Below are 17,939 nucleotides of genomic sequence, written 5' to 3' on the forward strand. Positions count from 1 at the left end.
GCATACAGGGTTTGCGAGGTATACAATTCCGTTGAACTAAAATGATTTTGCAAGGGACAATTATCGCAAGTGCCCTTTAGGCAGTGAGTGTTGCAGGATTCCCGCTCTTAAAAAAATAGAAAAAAGCAATCTCTTCCGGAGAAGCGAAATCGTCTAAAACGGCTGGTATAAAAGAAATTATTGACAAAGCAGTATCAATATTTTAAAAACTAAATAAATGATACGGTACTTTTTTATTCAAGCCCAAAGGAAGAAAAACTACGGCTGAAACTTAAGAAGCCGGCTAAATTATCTCTCTCGTTTTTCCAATAGGGATTTTAAGATTACGCATAGAGCTTAGGATGGACCGGATGCGTAAGAGAATCGGTCATCTACTGGCGGCGATGATGTTTTTCTCGGTATCGTCGTACGCTGCGACCCCGGAGATAGTGATTCTGTTCGACCAGTCCGGATCAATGAGTCTCTATGATCCTAAAATGTTGTCCGGAATTTGGTTGTCCACTGCCGTTCTTACCTTCGAAGCCCCGATTAGGATATCCCTGAATGGATTCGACTATGAACTCCATCAATACTTGAGCGTTGTTATCCGTGGAGAGGCAGAGCGTTCCGCCCTGTCCGACACCCTCAACAAAATAGAAACTAACGGCCCGGCCACGGATCTCGAAGTCCCGTTCCGGTACGTTCTGGATAGGGGCGCGGATGATTCACTGAAGATGGTGCTTATCATCACCGACGGTAAACCTGAAGTCTGGGACAAGGAGCTGGGTTTCCTGAGCCTCCGCGTGCTTACTGATGATCGGTATGGAGACCTGAATGCGCAGTACCGTAACCTGAAAGCTTCGGGGCTGTCTGAACCGGAACTCTACAGTCGCTTGAGCGCCGAATACAGCGCCAGGAACCTGGCGTTGATTGAAAAGACAATTGCGCAACTGGGCGGTGAAAAAGGAAAGAAGTTGGTTATTTGGGACATTTCGGGGACATCTGAGTTCTTGAGCAGATGGGCCGGCCTTACCAATGCAGTCTACATGCCGCTTGATACGTTATCCACCTCGGAACCGCCGATAAAAGCTCTTCGGGAACTTTTAACAGCTACACAGCAAACCGCCAGCACCCTGCTCGAAAAGCCGCTGCCGGCAGACTACAGTGACCGAGCGAATGACGCGCTCGAGGATGTGGCCGAAGCTCCATCCACCGAACAGACCGCTGATCCGGGCGCCACAAGAACTCCGGCGCAGAGAGCCGAGATACAGAAGGAGAGGACACAGGCTGCTCCATTGCCTGATTCGAGCGGGAACTTTGCCATTGTGTTCATTGTGTTATTAATGTTCGCCCTGCTGGTTTTCATCCTCGGACTGATTCTTTACCGCAGACACAAGTCCCTTAGCCTGTCGAAAATTGAGCGCAACGGCTCAACCCCTGGTATGGTTTCAAGTGAATCCGAAGAAGGGTCGGTTCGCGAACCCACGCCCGATCTCCGGGAAAAAACCGGCGAAGAGTCCTGCGAAGGACCTGAACTCGACTTATCGAGTGAGCACCCGGTTACTGATATCAAGTTTGACAACGATGAGATTCTAAACTACATTGACCGGCGCATTGAATCGGCACTGGGGAACGTCGAGGAGTTTATCGGTGGAACCTTCAGAGACGTCTCCATTAACCTGGCGCCGGAAAAACGGCTGTCGTTGCGCGTGAAGACCCCTCCGGGATCGATAGTAGTCCACTGGACCGACCGGGAAGGGGTCGATAAATCTGCTAATGCCATTGATATCTCGATGCACGGTGTCCTGTTCGAAACAGACCTTTGCGAAACTAACTCGATCGACTACATTGAAGTGCCGAGAAGCGGTCTCCGCATCGATGTGGCCCTCTCGACTATAAAGCGAAGAACCGCCGGAAAATACGTTGTTCATCTGGTGGCATTCGAGCGAGAAATTGAAGACAGAAAAACGTGGGTCGAACTCCAAACGCGTATCGGAGGGGAGGATTAAATGGAGATATTGCTCGGAGTGGGCTTGATTGCGGTTCTGGTGTATATAATTCTCTATGTGATAGGAATGCTTCAAACACTCTTTAGGTCCCGAAAGATGGTCCTCGGTTACGAGCCCTCCGTTGTTCCGCGTGCTGAATCAGTGGTCTCCGCTCCGGATAGTGTCGCTTCTGAAACGGTGGAGCAAAATCTTGATTCCATTACTGAGCGCATGTTGAACCAAAAGCTAGCCGAGGTTGATGCAGATGTTGCAGCCCGTAAGGAAGAGGCTAAGGTGGAAGTCTCCGCATGGATCGAGCACGAAAAAGAACGCCTGCAAAAGCAGTTAGAGGACGAATACGGTGAAAAAACCGAACAGCTTCGGAATAAACTGACCAAGGAGGCCGAGAATATCAGGACGCGCATGGAATCTGACATATCCGGCCCGAAGGCGCGGGAAGATGAGCTCCGCGGTGTTATCGCTGATCTCGAAGAGGAAATCTTAAAACTTCGCAATACCAGGCTGGCCGAACTTGATTCCGAAACATCTGAAAAGCGCTTGGCTGCAACGGCAGAAATCGAGTCATGGTCCGCGGATGAAAAGGAGAGGCTGAGAACTCTATTCACAAAGGAGTATGAAGGCGAAGTGGCCAAACTCAGACAAGAGTTGGATGCCAGGATGAACACCGAACTAGACAAAATCAGAAAACTTTTCGCCGAAGTCTCCGCTGAAGAGAAAGAGCTGGCCAAGGAGGACATCAAACGCTTCATCACAAAAAAGCTCTCACCGAGCGACAAAGAGTAAACAGGACTTTTGCCCTTAATAAATGCCTTGAAGAGAACAAGCTGTACGTCGTCAGAACAAGTAGGACAACTTCAGCCCAATAGCTAAGAGAGAGAGTTTATCAGGATTCAAACGCTCTAAGCCGCCACCACCTGAATCCGCCTGATTAACTCCTCCGGCATCTCCCGCAGAAAAGTTTTAAACTAGTCTCGTCGATTCCGCCATTCCTTTTTTAGGTTTCCTCATTGACATAGGTTCCATTTCAGATGGCAGGTCCGTTAATCGCGGCCTGGATAATGGTGAACCAGGTGTCGCTTACACTCGGGCCGTTCCCGAGCCGAATTCAATGGTCAACTGGAAATGACGCCAGCCAGGCTGTTAGGTTGAGGACAGCTGCATCACCGATCCACGCTCAGTGAGCTGCCGGTTCCCGCAGGATTAAATTTCCGGCCGGGCTGGACTTCAGCTTGCCGCCCCGATTAGGGATCAGGCTGAAGCCCGCGGAAAGCGAGCCGCTGTTTTCGAGCCTGAAAGCCGTTTCGGGCTGCAAACCCGTTGCAACCACCAGCCCACGCTCTGGCAGGCCCGCAGGGACCCGCACCGTATCCGCCGAGGCGAACACCACACTACGCGGAGCTTTACCCTTGGGGCCGCTGCTAATCACGAAATAGGGTCCGTCCGGGACAACCAGAGTCGTGGATCCGCTACCGCGCAGGCAGGTGGTACGGTGCAGCCAGCCGATGTCCTCGTCGGCGGCGGGAACGTGCAGCATGGCCGCGATCTCGATCCGAGAGGGCATCCGGCCGATAATGGTCACCGACATAGCGCGGTTCAGAGGGGTTCCATCCGGGCGGTCCAGACTCTGGGTCTCGAAATAGTAACGGTATGAGGGAAACACCCGTCCGATCAGCCACGGGCTGCCGTCTGAGATACCGAGCGCCTTGATCGTGTCATCACGGTAGGTCCAGCGGGCGGAGTCGGGATCGGTGTGCAGCAACCACTCGTATCGCCTGAGGTAGTTGTCGCCGCCTCCGCGCAGACGGTCAACCAGTAACAGGGTGCGGGGCTTGAGATAGATAATGGTCCGGGTGAATCCGCCGAGCTTCACGTCCGGCGGGTAAGCGCCCTTTAAATCCATAGTGACCGTTGTCCAGTCACCTGCGGACTCGTAGGCTGTTACTCTTCCGGTGTATTGAGGATCGAACAACTGGCCGTGCCCGTTGACCATCACAGTGCTATGGAACCGACCGTCGCGACCTCCGAACGACGGGGGACGAAGCGGAAACCTGCCGTCAGCCCACAGATACACCGCCCCTGCATTCTGATGGGTGTGGGCCAGCCCCCCCGGTAAAGCACTCATCCCGTCTTTCCACGCCCTGGTTCCCTCACGGCCCAACAAGTGGCCGCCGCAGAAAGCCAGTACCGGACTGTCGTCGCTCCAACCGGCCCTGAGAACGGCGGTATCCCAGTTGGGGTATAGCTTGTCGCAGGGCAGGGTGTCGGGCGGCAGCGGTTTCACCGAGCTGTCAAACCACAGGAACTGCCAGGCCAGCCCATGCCGTTCCCGGTCGTAAACAGGGGCCCGTGTACCATAAGAGTAAGGGTTTTCCAGTGAATGAATCAGCGGGGCCGTGGAGTCCACGTGCGCCTCTCGAAATGCCAGCCATTGGGCGTGTTGATCGAGGTTGCGGGAGGCCAGCAGCATACTCAGGTGGGCGCTGACCGAACCCAGTACACCGTAGCGTCCCGAGGGGAAGCTGTCACCGATGTACATGTAACTGTCATCCGGCAGCCAGTGCTGGATGCGGGCAGCGGCGGTATTTTTCATCCAGGGTTCGTTGAAAAAGTCTTTCCCGCCGTTGCGTCTCAGTGCCTCGAAAAACATGAATGCCGGCGCCATCCCGTAGACCCAGTCCGCTACGCCCTCCGGCCAGTAACCTTCCTCTCCCAGTAATCCCATCGCCTGCTGGATTTCGCTTTGGGCCAACTGCAGGATATCCGCTGCGTTTTCATACTCATCCAGCAGGACGATCGCAGCCACGCCCATGAACGCCACCGGGATCCAGAAATCGTGGTGAGTGTATATTCCCGCCCACCAGGAGTCCTTCGCCCCCTGCTTCGTCTTTTCCAGCACAGAGATCAGTTTCCGCTTCAGCTGCTCCCTGAACTCTCTTTCCATCGAGTTGTAAAACAGGTCGTAACCGTGAGCCAGACCGGCGGCGAAAGTACCGTGGATAAACTCCCCTGGCCCACCGGTTTCCGTTGCAATCAGAGCAGAGAGCCAAAGCAATCCAGCATCAAGATAGCGCTTCTCACCTGTGAGATTATACAGCAAACCGAAATTTGTGATTGCCGAGAAACACGATTCGTGGTGGCGCTCCTCCAGGCCGATTTCTGCCGGCGGCTGCTCCGACAGGTGCCGGTCTGCCCAGTCCTGCAGACGTTGGAACTGGATCGCCTTGTCAGAACGTGCCTGCTGGCGAAGGTTCTCAACCTCGGAGAGAGAGAAATACAGACGGGGGTGGTCTGCGGTCCAGGCCACGTTGATCAGCGACAGTGAAAGGATAAAAACCAGTACACGGGTTTGAGCGCTGGCAATCATCATTGACCTCCTACCAGTAAGGAACCGAAACGAGACAGCCCTTCCCGACCGTCACCATGGCAGCGGAACCGTATATTCCATCCCTTCGAATTCGATCCTCAAAGCCCCGGTGTCCTGCTTGATGACTATACTCGGAACAACTGCCCGGCGGTCACGGCTGCCGGCAACATAGGCCGCAACGACGGTGTTTGATTTGATTGGTGCAGCGCTTTTCCAATAGGGGTACGCTCCATTGCCGTCGAACAGGTGGGCGTGGCTCCACCCGTCGCGTGGAGTGAGAAAATCGCTGGCCAGTATCCCTGGCGGGCCGTCCAGGATCTTGATCAACGAGTTGTAGCGCCCGGCGCTTATCGAGATAGCTTCCTTTGTGTGAGTGACCTGCGGTTGCTCTCCGTCGGGCACGCTGATTCCGTAGCCCCCCAGCCACAGAAAAAGCGGTCGGCCGCTGTTGTGCCAGAAAATGTGCAGCTCTCCGTCCTCCCCGATCAGAGTATGGGTGATCACCTGGCCGAAATCCTCAAGTTCGTTTTCCGGGGTGTCGAGGAAGAAATCGTAACGACTGACCGAGTGATGGGAGTCCACCGATACCGCCTCGGGGTTGGTGCGGAAAAACCACTGCTTGTTGTCGTGGGAAACACCGGTCCTGCCGGCGCCCAGGTCCGGCCCTCCCTCGCCCAGCGCGCACCAGCCGAGATAGCTGGAGTAGGAATGCTGGAAGTACTTGATTCCTCGCTGCCACTGGCCCCGGTGTCCCACCGGTTCACCCAGCACGTAAGCTTTCGCTTCACCGTCCACCGGACTGACTTTCAGCACCATCTCTGCGCCGGGCAATTCCAGTCTTCCCCCTGCGCCGTCGGCCGGCATCGGCTCTTCCTCTTCGGTCCAGAACGGGTGATCGGCAGGCACTGCCAGGCAGATCATTCCCTGCGCTGCCCAGTAGGGCGATCCACGGTCAATATAGCTTTCGGCCACCACGCTGTTCGGGCCATGGAATCCTGGTTCCAGCAGACCGTTTTCGCTCAGGCAGTCGTTGTCCCAGAAATATTTCAGGCAGCCTGAGGCTATCCGCCGCGCCTGGCCGGGCGGCAGTGTACTGGTGCCGTTGAGCACGGCCCAGCCCAGCGCGGAGATGCTGGCGAAGCGGTAGGAAAGCGAGCGTCCGAACGGGATCGGCCCGCCGTCACGCCCGTAGAGATACTTGAAACTCTCCAGGAACCGGGCGGTGGTGTGGGCCACCCGCTTGCCGAACCGCTCGTTCCAGTTTCCGTCGAAATAGCAGAGGGCATTGTTGTAAAGTTGGAAACCCCACAAGTTGTAGTAGTCGAATGTGAAGTTGCCCCCGTCGATAAACCACCCGTCACCGCGGTACCAGTTCAGCATCCTGTCGAATATCATGGTCAGGTATTCGCGGTTGGACGTTACGCCGTTGGCATCGAGCAACGGCACCGCGATCAGGTGGAAATACCAGTGATTGCAATCATAGGCCACGGTATGGGCCAGTACGCGAAGGAACTCCAGCAGGTTATTTTTCTGCCCGTCGGTCAGCGGGTCCCAGAAGAACTTGGGGCTAAGCAATACGGCCAGGGCGATATTGGTGCCGAAAGCGTCGTAAATTTCCCGTTCTCCCCAGTAAGCCGGGTCGTGGGGATCCGTCCCCCGGATAATTCCTGTCAGGTAGGGCTCTGTTATCGAGCCGTCATACCCGGGTACTCTGTCGTTTCCCGTGGCTGCCGAATAGCAGGCGACCAGCATCAGGCTTCGCTCGAACGTCTCTTTCTGGCCGCCGACGAAATGCCTCTCTCGCCGGAAATGGCCGGTTTCCCCCGCTGTCCCTGTCAGCGTGGGCATCCCGGTTTTTTCGTCGAAATACGGCAGTACCCCGGCTATCAGTTTCTCGCAAATTTCCAGCCAGTGCTCTCTGGTATAACCCGTATAGGGACTGAGCTCGAAATCATCTCCTGCTTGCAACTGTGCCTGCGGCCGGTTTCTGTCTCCTGCTTCCGCGCTCAGCAAGATTTGATCACAGTAGAAGCAGGATGCGATCAACAACGCCAGGCAAACCAATTTCGGTTCTTGCAGCGGACAGCGATCCAGTAGAGTCAGCATCGGGTCCCCCGGTTGTAATTCGTAACAATTTGAAGAATCACCTGCAAAAAGATATGGACTTGGAATGAGCCAGTCAAACGGCTTATTAGAACTCTCAGGGTGCTGCACTTTTAGAACGCCGTTTTATCTCCGCCTAATGCTGCACTTTTCAACCGCCGTTTACACAATATCACCATGTTGCAGGCACGGCTCACCAGGATCAAGCAGCAGATCGACTATAACGATAAAACCAAGTAGCCGGATATCTTCAGTTTGTTCTCAAGATTGGGCCGTATCCCGTTACGAGGTGCGGCCCCTTTTGTTGCAAATGCACCTATTGGAGAGAAACTCTTGCTTCGCACCGCTATTTTTATCCTGCTGACAGGTTCAGTAAACGCTCAGGAAAGGATAGCCCGTACGGACCTGGAGAAACTGAGCGCCAGGCATTTCAATGAGGCGATCGAGGCATTCGGCGCCGGTGATTACGAAAAGAGTATTCCGTTGCTGCTTTCGGGAAGCAAATCATATTCATATTAGCCTGATTATCTTGACAGCATATAATTATTGGTGCATTATGAACATATTAATATATCTGACTTCAAGCCTGTTTCAAATTTCCGGTATTTTATTTTTCCTACATGCTTTAAGCTATAATGCCCATTCGGATGGCCTGCCTTCCATGGCCAACTTTGAGTCCTGAACAGGATTCCTCTGATAATTGCTTGTTTGGGGGGAGGGAAGGAAGCTCCGGGCGGTTGCCTCTAACAACATTTTAATGTATTCACGTCCCACTCCGGAGGTCTGATCATGCGCGTTTTGGTCCTGTTCGGCCTGTTTATCCTTTGCCTGTTAACCCTTTCATCTCCGGTTTCCGGCGAATTCAAAACACCCCCCGGCAGCAGAAGAGTAGCCGCTTTTACACTTGATGGCGGCAGGGTCTTCTTTAGTTGGCGCTATAAAGAGTCCGATGGCGAGATGGCGAAATATGAGGTCAAGCGCTCGGATTACAAGACCGGACCATACACCATGGCTGGCATCTTCAGGCAGGGTGACGGCACCAATTTCATTGACAGTACCAGAATCACTGGAAAGACTTATTATTACTATGTCACGACACCCACAGGGACCAGCTGGAATATGGATATTAAAACCTCGAAAACCGGCGATACCTGCCTGGTGATTCCCATCCGGGACGGCTCCTCGTTCTCAAAGCTCGCCGTGGGGGACCTGAACGGGGACGGTCTTTTCGAGTTCATCATCTGCCGGACCGAGGGAAGCAGGGTCTCCAGCGGAAACAGCGGCGCTCCCCCGGAACGCGGAAATACTCGGGAGGCAGCCCGTCGGGAGAATTTTACGCTCGAATTGGAAGCGTACACCCTGGAGGGCGAAATGCTCTGGAGCAGCTGTCTGGACACTGGGCCCGGGGGCGGGGGACGGGATGCACTGATAGTGGTCTGGGACATTGATGGCGACGGAAGAGACGAGGTGATTGTCAAAGATGTGGAAGGCGTCGCCGGAAGCCACCGGCCCACTAATAGCCTCGAACGAATAGTTGTGCTCGACCCGGCAACCGGCAAACCGAGCTCACGCACGGCCTGGCCCGACATGCTCCCGGAGATCCTCAATAGCACTAGTGTTGACTGTCAGGCACAGGACGCTCTTTCACTATTCTGGGACGGAAGAGACCAGCGGGAGCTCGCCGCCAGTGGCAAAATAATCCGCCGAGACAGCCGCGAGGTGCTGGCAACCTACCAGGGTGAGCCGGTCGGCATCGCCGATGTGCTTGGCGACTGGCGCGAGGAGTTGATCACCATCGACGCTAACTCTATCCGGATTTACACCACCAATATCCCCACCCGCTTCCGGCGGCCGAGCCTGATGGAGGATATCCGGTACCGGCTCTGTGTTGCGCGCACAGCCATGGGATGCTGCATTGAGCACACAGAAAGCCATGACTAGTGGGGCCGTAATTGAAGCCCGCCCTTCAGCCGTTGGTATGTCTGCAACCAAACGAGTTTTAACCAGGGGAACATACGCCATGCCCACCACAAAAGTTCTTCCTTTCTTATTGGTGCTTCTGGCTGCCGGGCTATTCTGTTTACCCGCCCGCGGCGAGATTGTTTTCAGCGAGGATTTCGAGTCCGGCACGCTGGGAGACCGCTGGGAGAAGTATAAAGATGACCCTGCGCTAAGTGATTTCGAGACGCGCTCTATCAATGTAAATTCGGGAAAAAGGTCCTATCGGATCAGCGCGCCTGCCAGTACGGGAGAAGGAAGGATAATCAGGGGCATGCAATACAATGAGTCCGACAGTTGGATTCGGACCTGGTTCCTGCCCGGTTATGATGTAGTTTATATTCGATGGTATGCTAAGTTTGCCGAAGATATAAAAGAGGGAGGAATGCACTGGTGCCAGTTCTGGGGCAGCCGGCCGGATAATGCAAGATCCGTTCTGGGCGGGGCGGGCCGCAGACCCGATGGTACTGATCGATTTATCGCCAATGTAGAGCCGAGACCCGTTGACGGTGTGGATTCCCCCGGGCAGATCGTTTTTTATACTTACTGGCCTGACATGTTGCAATCCTCTGACGGCAGATACTGGGGAAACTACTTTTTCCCGGATCAACCTTTTTTCATCGAGCGGGGCCGGTGGTACTGTTTCGAGATGATGATAAAATGCAACGAGCCGGGCAAAAAGGACGGTGAGCAGGCGCTCTGGATCGATGGGAAGGAGATTTTGCGTGTGCGAGAAATGCGCTGGCGGGACATCGATGCACTCAGGTTGAATATGGTTATGTTCGGTAATTACAGGGGCAGGGCCGAACACGATCTTACCTACTGGATGGATGATCTGGTGATCAGCACGGAATACGTGGGGCCGATGGATAAATAAACCGCAGGCCGGTCTGGCCGGGTCAAGGAGAGGCTTTCATTTATTGTGAAAGGAACATTTGATGAAATCCGTGAAAATAATTCTTCAATTAACCGCTGCGGCGCTTATCACCCTGTTAATGCCCAATGCATACGGCGAGGTTGTTTTCAGCGAGGATTTTGAATCCGGCACGCTGGGAGACCGCTGGGAAAGGTATAAAGAGGACCCGGCGCGGGGCGACTTCGAGACCAGGCCGGAACACGTTCATTCTGGCCAAAAATCCTATCGCTTAACCGCTCTTGCCTTCGAGGGTGAAGAAGAGATACTCAAAGGCCACGCCTTCAAGCAGTCCGACGCCTGGCTGCGGACCTGGTTCCTGCCTGGCTATGAGACAGTCCATATCCGCTGGTATGCTAAGTTCGCCGATGATTTCGACCAGGGCAAGAACATGCACTGGTTCCAGGTCTGGGCCTGCCGGCAGGATGATCCCCGCTCCGTACTGGGGGGAGCGGGCCGGAAACCCGATGGCACGGACCGCTTTATCGCCAATGTAGAGCCTTACCGCGTGGAGGGAGTGTCTCCGCCGGGACAGATACGCTTTTATACCTACTGGCCGGACATGAAACAGTCGCCCAGCGGTTATTACTGGGGCAACCATTTTTACCCTGAAAAACCTTTCACAATCGAGCGGGACCGCTGGTACTGTTTCGAGATGATGGTGAAATGCAACGAGCCTGGGAAAAAAGACGGCGAGCAGGCGCTCTGGGTCGACGGGAAAGAGGTCATGCGCGTGGAGGGACTCCGCTGGCGGGACACCGAGAATCTCAAGCTGAACATGTTGATCGCCGGCCTTTATGTCCATTACTGCGAGCGTGACTGCACCTACTGGCTGGATGATCTGGTGATCAGCACGGAATACGTGGGACCGCTAAAAACCCAACTGCAATGACTTAAGTTAATGAGAAATAATGTATTCGCTACCAGTTCAGTTTTCATAGTTTAGTAAAGGACTAAACCATGAGGAATTTGCATATTTGCACTATTCTCGGCCTGTGTTTACTTGGCGCCGTTTCTCAGCTTCTGGCTCAGAACGATAATTTCACGGCCCTTCAATCTCATTTTGAGCGCGTGATAACCGCCCGTTTCGACACTCTTTTCAGCCGGGTGGGAAATATCGATCAATGGGAGGCGCGTAAAGTGCGGACCAGAGAGGCGCTTTACAGGATGCTATGGCACGACCGCCGCTGGCCCGACAGTCCGCCACTCGCCAGGATAACCCGGATGGTGGAGAGACCGGATTACACGCTCGAGTGCATTGTCCTGGAAACATCCCCCAACCTCTACGCTACTGCCAACCTTTACCTGCCGCGCAATGGCAGTAAGCCCTTTCCCGTCATACTCTATCAATGCGGCCACGCAAACAAAAGCCGGTACAAGCACCACGGCGCCTGGTTCGCCGCCAGGGGGATCGCTGTATTAATGATGGACAATATCGAAATGGGAGAAACCGAAATCACCCACCACGGGGTCTACTCCCACGCCTGGTTTCACTGGTACAGTCGGGGATTTTCACCATTGGCCGTTGAACTATTTAATGCACGCCGAGTGCTGGACTATTTGTGTACCAGAGAAGATCTTGACAGCAGCCGTATAGGGGCCACCGGGCGCTCCGGAGGTGGAATGACCACTTTCTACCTGTCGGCTATCGATGACAGGATCAAGGCTGCCGCGCCAGTGTCAGGAGCCGTTTCCACGGTAGGCTGGATCAGGAAGCAGCTCTCCTCGGCTCATTGCGACTGCCAGTACCAGATAAACAGTTACGGGCTGCTCTACTCCGAGATAGGGGCCTTGACCGCTCCCCGGCCTCAGCTCATTTGCAATGCCGATTCCGAACGGGGCTTTCCCACGGACGCACTATATGAGATGACCGGCAAGATGCAGGAAATCTACCGGCTGTATAACGCCGAGAACTCCTTGCGCACCGCGGTAGTTCCAGGCAGACACGCGGATACGGAAGTGATCCGGCTACCGGTTTATTCCTTCTTCCTGAAAGAGCTTCTGGGGATAGACACCTCTTTTACACATGAAGGCGCGATTGATACACTGCCATCTGATAAACTGGCCTGCTGGCGTGAAGGCTTTCCGCTCGAAGATCGGCTTTCCAGGATCGACGAGGAGCTGGTTCCGGCGTATTCATTTTCCCTTGAAGCGCCTTCCGGGCCAGCCAGGGAAAACAGGCTCAGGGAGTTGACCGAACATTTGCGCAGTGAGGTGTTCCGTTTTTTCCCGGCTGAAGAGGCTCCATTCGAACCTGACTGGGGCGAAGAGAAAATTGTTCAAGGCCGGATTGTCAGAAAAGTTAGTTTTAATTCCTTTGAGGACCTTCGTGTCCGGGGCGTTTATTCTATTCCCGAAGGTTCGAAACCGGAAACCCGGCTGCCCGCAGTACTGGTTATCGATCACCGCAGGGGGATTCCGGTTTGGGGAAATGAACAGCTTCTGGAGGGTAGCCGCTGGGGTGAGCGCGCGGTGCTGATTGTCGAAACCCTTGACCGGGGCAGCCGCGCCCTGGAAGAAAACCTGAGGAGTTTCAGGGACGATGACCCGTTGCACCACATGAAGCGCCAAGCCATGGTGGCCGGCACCACGATCGAATCCATGCAGCTCTACGAGGTCCTCCGCTCGGTGGAATTCCTGAAGAGCTTGCCGGAAGTCGACCCGGCCGGAATCACAGTTACCGGCAAGGGTGAAAGCGGAATTAACGGCCTGTACGCGGCGCTACTGGACAGAACAGTGGGAAAGGCTATTCTCTGTTCACCTCCGGCCTCACACCGTCAGGGACCCTGTTATCTGAATATACTGAGATTTACGGATATCCCCGAAGTGGTCCAGTTGATGGGCGACAGGGTTGGCATTTATGGAGAAATTCCTCTGGCTCTCCAGATATTATTGGCAAAGAACGGTCTGGAAAAGACAGTTATCGCCAAGTCACTGAAAGACTTTTTGCATTAGGGGTTTAAAAGAATGAAAGGCATCAATCGTTTTGCTGCGCGTGCTCCCAGACTAAGGATATAAGATTTAATGAATATTAATCAAGTCACTATCTTGAGGGGATCGCCAGATGGCAGAGCCGATGAATCGCCGCAATTTTATGAGCAAAGCTTTTAGAATATCTTCCGCCGCCGCCGGGTTGAGTCTGGAAGAGAAAATCCTGTTGGCCAATATGAATGAAAAGCCGTCTCCGAAAGGAGTTGGTCAGGAGCATGGAGGACTCAAAAGGGGCAAGATCGGCAAAGTGGAAATCAGCAGGCTTATTTGCGGAGGCAACCTTTTTGACGGTTTCGCGCACAGCCGCAAGCTGACATATGTATCTTCGCTGATGAAGCACTATTTCAATCCCGAAAAGATTATGGATACATTGGAAATATGTGAGAGTAACGGTGTCAACACTGCGATCATGCTCTGCTGGGACCATAGCATCGACGTGCTGAACAGGTATCGCAAGGAAAGAGGAGGGAAGATCCAGTGGATCGCCCAGAGTTTTGATCAGATTGGCCAGTTGGAATGTGTGAAAATGGCGGTGGACAATGGAGCGTCAGGCTTTTTTGTCCAGGGCGCCAACGGAGATACTTTTGTCAGGGAAGGCCGTATCGATTATATCGCTGAAATACTTTCCCTGGCAAAAGCTAACGGTTTAATCGCTGGCGTGGGGTCTCATACTCTCAACGTGCCAAAGACCCTGGAGAAGGAAGGACTGGAGTTCGATTTCTATTTCAAGACCATTAACAATGTGGATTACTGGTCGGAGTCTCCCGAAGAGGTCGCCGCTTTTATGAAAACAGCAGATAAGCCCTGGATAGCATTCAAAGTTCTGGGAGCTGGTTTAATCAAACCGAGGGAGGGTTTCGAGCTTGCTTACAGGATGGGGGCTGATTTTCTCAACGTGGGGATGTTCGACTTTCAGGTGAGCGAAGATGTTGAGGTGGCAAGCGAGATTTTAACCCGTGATCTCCAGCGGGAGCGTCCCTGGAAATCCTGACCTATGGAATGAGTGGGATGGTTTTCGTGGAAAATCAAGGTGTAAATTGAAGTTAATGCAACTGATTTCTGTATACACTTGTTACTAAATAAAATACTTCATTTATCCGTAAAGAGACCCTTGCACTGATAAACCCTGTCCAGGAGAAGAGATCGATGAAAGCCATACGCCTGGTCTGCCATTTTTCCGGTCTCATTCTGCCTCTGATATTTCTTGCCGGCTGTGGTCAGCAGCAGACCAGTGTCGATGCTGCAATATACAATTCCCTCAAAAGCTACATTGATTCGATAAAAGTTATCGACACCCACCAGCACCAAAAGCTAAGCTCGATCCTGCGTGGAGGGGAAGTCAATTTCTACACCATTTTGAGCACGACGGGCCTCGGGACGGACCTTGTCTCTGCTGGGTCACCCGGCCTGGACGCCGATATGATCGAAAGGGGAGACCTGGACAGCCTCTGGAAGACTTACGGCGTTTTTCTCGACCGCTGCCGGAACACCAGTGTTTATGGACATCTGGTGCAAAGTTTCCGAATTCTGTACGATATGGATGAACCTTATTTCACCAGGGATAATATCGAAAAACTATCAGCACAACTGGCCCATAACTACAATAATCCCGAAAGCTGGTACCGTGAAGCTTTAGAAAAAGCACCTATCGAGCTGATGCTAAACGACCAGTGGTGGGACCAGTTTAAGGTCCGCACTGATTTCGAGAGCCATGCACTGGTTATGCGAATTGACATGTACATGGTATCAATCGCCCATCGTGCCGAACTGGAGCGAGCTGACGCTGATACGATGAGTAATCCCTTCTACCAAGCCCGGCGAGAAGACTTTGAAATTCGCGACCTCGATGATTACCTGGCCTTTGCCGACCGCTGGTTTGCGAAGTTTGTGGAGCGTGGCGCTCTCTGCGCCAAGACCGCCAATGCCTACCACAGAAGCATCGACTACCGGAATGTATCAAAAGAAGAAGCCTATCGGCTGTTTGCCCGTCCTCCCGAGACTCTCACTCCCGGGCAAAGAAAACGGTTGGAAGACTATATGTTTTTCTGGTGCGTGGGCAAGTGTGCCGAATACGACCTACCGCTCCAGATACACACGGGATATCTTGCCGGCAACAGCCGCAGCCTGGAAAACGGCAGACCGATGAAGCTGCTCGATGTATTCCAGGCTTTTCCACAAGTGAAATTCAGCCTCTTTCACGGCGGCTTTCCCTGGTATCAGGAAATCGGCGCCTTAGCCAAGTCCTATCCGAACGTTTACGTGGACCTCTGCTGGTTACCTGTGATTTCGCGCGAAACAGCTGTCAGTGCCCTCCACCAATGGCTTGACTGCGTTCCGTACACCAAGTTCTTCTGGGGTGGAGACTGTTACACAGTGGAAGATGCTGTAGGTTCACTGGAATACGGGCGGGACGTGGTGGCGCAGGTACTTGCGGAAAGGGTTTCCGCCGGACGGATGAGCATGGAACTGGCCCGGGAAGTAGCCCGCGGCATATTCCGGAACAACGCGATCCGTTTCTTTAAACTGAAGGAAAAGTTCGGAAAAGATTTCAACTGATACTTGGTGGTGCTCCCAAAGGTGGTGAACGAGCGCTACGGCCTAGTAGAATTGTCTTGAAAGAACTACCATTGGGAAAACTCATCACAATGATGATTGTGAGGACCATAATGTACAGGATATTTATTTCCATCAGAACAGCCATTTATCCGCTTTTAATTACTTTGGCAATCGCACAAACAATCAATGCCGAAATTTCACCTTCAAATTTTTATGAGAGCGGGAAAAATAAATCAACACTGACAACAACTGATATCAGGGGATATCATATATTACGCGCTCACAGGGACGTAGATCCTGTTATGTCGGAGACGGGAAGCAATGCGGAAAAAATATTGGAACTCCTGAAAGAACAAAACAAACACCGCGTTACGGTGAGCATAATGAGTATTGGATTGAATCTGGCACATCAGGCGGCAATGCTTGCAGACCAGAACCAAGGGGAAGAATACAGTGAATTCGCCGTGTCTCTGGCTGATTACATCTGTAAACACTATTTCAATCCAGCCGGGACAATTATTGAGTACGACCGGAATACCTGGGTCCCACCTGACGATCTTTGGCGGACAATACCCTGGGGGGTGAATTTCCGCGGAAACGAGATGTTTGAGGTTTACAAGCTCATAAAAAACGATCTGTCCCCGGAACAACTGAAGTGGTGGCAGGAATCCCTGCAAAAGTTGGGAGGCTGGATTTATCAGAATCCCTTAGTTGGTTCTTTTGTTTTCAATTGTTCCCTGGATCTTTCAAGATTACTATGGCGCCTGGGGCAGGAATTCGGCAACAGCGCATGGATACAGTGGGCGCTATGGGCGGCGGAGGAACGAATCCGTCGCGATGTTGACGAAGAAGGTTGGATACAAGGAGAAAATGGAGGTTGCTCAGGGCATTACCAATTGTCAGGCGCATGGATTCTCGCGGAATTCGCCTTCGAATCTAAAATACCATTTCTGCAAAATACACTCAAACAGATATTTCCCTCGCTTGTGGGATTTTCCACCCCCACACTGAATTGGGCCGGAAACTTCGGCACCCGTTCAAGTGGATTGATTTCTATAATTCCCAATAGATATCCTGTTAAATTCCCCTTCTTTTCCACCATCATACTTGTTATGGGAGCACTGCAAGATCCTGTTGCCGGCTATTTTATTCAAAAATACGGCGAGCCATCCTGGGGTGATAATATCGAGCTTTGGGAAGCAGCCCTCAAAGCCTCTTCTGAAAAACCTGTTTATCCTCAAATTAAGAATTTTAAGGGGATTGAAAGCACTGTTCTGCGTGAAGGGCAGTATGTTGCCTACATGTGCAATTATTCCCGAAGCATCTGGGCCAGAGGGTTCATTAACCTTTGGCACGAGGGCCACGGCGACTGGCTCTTCTCTACCTTGAAATCACTTCCTTCAGAAATGGAAAGCACGAAAAAGAAACTCCGCCTCGGGGATACAAGCGACTGGGCGGCATTTCCGCATGTTCGTGTCCTGACAGATAATAACCGGTTCGATTCACAGCAGCAGATTATCGATCTGAAAACTCGCAGTGAAAACGGCCTGCAGATGAACTGGAAGGAGAATCTTACAGATCCTCAAGGCAATTATGGCGGTACAATGCAGTCGTTTTACAGCTTTAACGGCGATACGTTGAATATGAGCATTGAATTGAGTGACCTATCTGGCAGAAGCCAGATAGACTTTCATCTGTTCAAGCGAATCAATAGCTTTCTAGGTTTTTGGTTCAACGAGGAAGTGGAAGCAATAGAGAAAGGCGCGTTGCCACTATCAGGGGGGCAGTACGGCGGACGGTCTTTCAAATCAGATGAAATCGATCTGTTGGGCATCCAAATTGACAAGTCGATATTTGTTTTTGAATTTCTGGAACTGCCTGCCAATTCAAAAGTCACTTGTTTCTTTCCCAAAACATCTGAATTGCATACTGGCAATTTCGGCGGCACTCGAGTTCGTATTGAACCGCCACCTGAAATTAAACATTGTACTCTCAAGCTAATATTTAGAACGTTGTAATTTAATAG

Annotated in this window: 11 protein-coding genes; 9 read left to right on the top strand and 2 right to left on the bottom strand. The window is 52.7% G+C overall.

Features of this window, described 5'->3' with window-relative positions:
* Window positions 1-350: 350 nt before the first annotated feature.
* Together FVQ81_03930 and FVQ81_03935 are read left to right on the top strand one after the other, a co-directional pair.
* Entirely contained in the window at window positions 351-1,988 is a 1,638-nt protein-coding gene (locus tag FVQ81_03930; GenBank protein MBW7995721.1) for a hypothetical protein, read from the top strand.
* Window positions 1,989-2,771, top strand: coding sequence for a hypothetical protein (locus FVQ81_03935; protein MBW7995722.1), 783 nt, complete (start codon window positions 1,989-1,991; stop codon window positions 2,769-2,771).
* Between the two features lie 391 nt (window positions 2,772-3,162).
* Here FVQ81_03935 and FVQ81_03940 read toward each other — a convergent pair whose 3' ends face one another.
* Both FVQ81_03940 and FVQ81_03945 read right to left on the bottom strand, forming a co-directional pair.
* Entirely contained in the window at window positions 3,163-5,355 is a 2,193-nt protein-coding gene (locus FVQ81_03940; protein MBW7995723.1) for a DUF4962 domain-containing protein, read from the bottom strand.
* A gap of 48 nt (window positions 5,356-5,403) precedes the next feature.
* Window positions 5,404-7,458, bottom strand: coding sequence for a DUF2264 domain-containing protein (locus tag FVQ81_03945; protein ID MBW7995724.1), 2,055 nt, complete (start codon window positions 7,456-7,458; stop codon window positions 5,404-5,406).
* 786 nt (window positions 7,459-8,244) lie between these two features.
* Here FVQ81_03945 and FVQ81_03950 point away from each other — a divergent pair.
* The 7 genes from FVQ81_03950 to FVQ81_03980 all read left to right on the top strand — a co-directional run bounded on the left by FVQ81_03950 (window position 8,245) and on the right by FVQ81_03980 (window position 17,931).
* A complete protein-coding gene (locus FVQ81_03950; GenBank protein MBW7995725.1) occupies window positions 8,245-9,396 on the top strand; it encodes a hypothetical protein in 1,152 nt (383 codons plus the stop codon).
* A complete protein-coding gene (locus FVQ81_03955; GenBank protein ID MBW7995726.1) occupies window positions 9,371-10,330 on the top strand; it encodes a hypothetical protein in 960 nt (319 codons plus the stop codon). Before FVQ81_03950 ends, FVQ81_03955 begins: the two co-directional genes overlap by 26 nt.
* Before the next feature lie 61 nt (window positions 10,331-10,391).
* Window positions 10,392-11,258 (top strand): hypothetical protein, encoded by an 867-nt coding sequence (locus FVQ81_03960; GenBank protein MBW7995727.1) that lies wholly within the window; start codon window positions 10,392-10,394, stop codon window positions 11,256-11,258.
* Between the two features lie 68 nt (window positions 11,259-11,326).
* Window positions 11,327-13,321, top strand: a complete 1,995-nt coding sequence (locus tag FVQ81_03965; GenBank protein ID MBW7995728.1) for a hypothetical protein — start codon at window positions 11,327-11,329, stop codon at window positions 13,319-13,321.
* Window positions 13,322-13,430: 109 nt separating this feature from the next.
* Entirely contained in the window at window positions 13,431-14,348 is a 918-nt protein-coding gene (locus FVQ81_03970) for a hypothetical protein (protein MBW7995729.1), read from the top strand.
* Between the two features lie 155 nt (window positions 14,349-14,503).
* Window positions 14,504-15,913 (top strand): amidohydrolase family protein, encoded by a 1,410-nt coding sequence (locus tag FVQ81_03975; protein MBW7995730.1) that lies wholly within the window; start codon window positions 14,504-14,506, stop codon window positions 15,911-15,913.
* 110 nt (window positions 15,914-16,023) lie between these two features.
* On the top strand, window positions 16,024-17,931 hold the full coding sequence (locus FVQ81_03980; protein MBW7995731.1) for a hypothetical protein: 1,908 nt from the start codon (window positions 16,024-16,026) through the stop codon (window positions 17,929-17,931).
* Window positions 17,932-17,939: the final 8 nt, after the last annotated feature.

Source organism: Candidatus Glassbacteria bacterium, assembly GCA_019456185.1.
Lineage (GTDB): Bacteria > Gemmatimonadota > Glassbacteria > GWA2-58-10 > GWA2-58-10 > JAJRTS01.

Coding starts and splice junctions, on each gene's coding strand:
- FVQ81_03930 (MBW7995721.1), top strand. CDS start 351: ATGCGTAAGAGAATCGGTCATCTACTGGCGGCGATGATGTTTTTCTCG.
- FVQ81_03935 (MBW7995722.1), top strand. CDS start 1,989: ATGGAGATATTGCTCGGAGTGGGCTTGATTGCGGTTCTGGTGTATATA.
- FVQ81_03940 (MBW7995723.1), bottom strand. CDS start 5,355: ATGATGATTGCCAGCGCTCAAACCCGTGTACTGGTTTTTATCCTTTCA.
- FVQ81_03945 (MBW7995724.1), bottom strand. CDS start 7,458: ATGCTGACTCTACTGGATCGCTGTCCGCTGCAAGAACCGAAATTGGTT.
- FVQ81_03950 (MBW7995725.1), top strand. CDS start 8,245: ATGCGCGTTTTGGTCCTGTTCGGCCTGTTTATCCTTTGCCTGTTAACC.
- FVQ81_03960 (MBW7995727.1), top strand. CDS start 10,392: ATGAAATCCGTGAAAATAATTCTTCAATTAACCGCTGCGGCGCTTATC.
- FVQ81_03965 (MBW7995728.1), top strand. CDS start 11,327: ATGAGGAATTTGCATATTTGCACTATTCTCGGCCTGTGTTTACTTGGC.
- FVQ81_03970 (MBW7995729.1), top strand. CDS start 13,431: ATGGCAGAGCCGATGAATCGCCGCAATTTTATGAGCAAAGCTTTTAGA.
- FVQ81_03975 (MBW7995730.1), top strand. CDS start 14,504: ATGAAAGCCATACGCCTGGTCTGCCATTTTTCCGGTCTCATTCTGCCT.
- FVQ81_03980 (MBW7995731.1), top strand. CDS start 16,024: ATGTACAGGATATTTATTTCCATCAGAACAGCCATTTATCCGCTTTTA.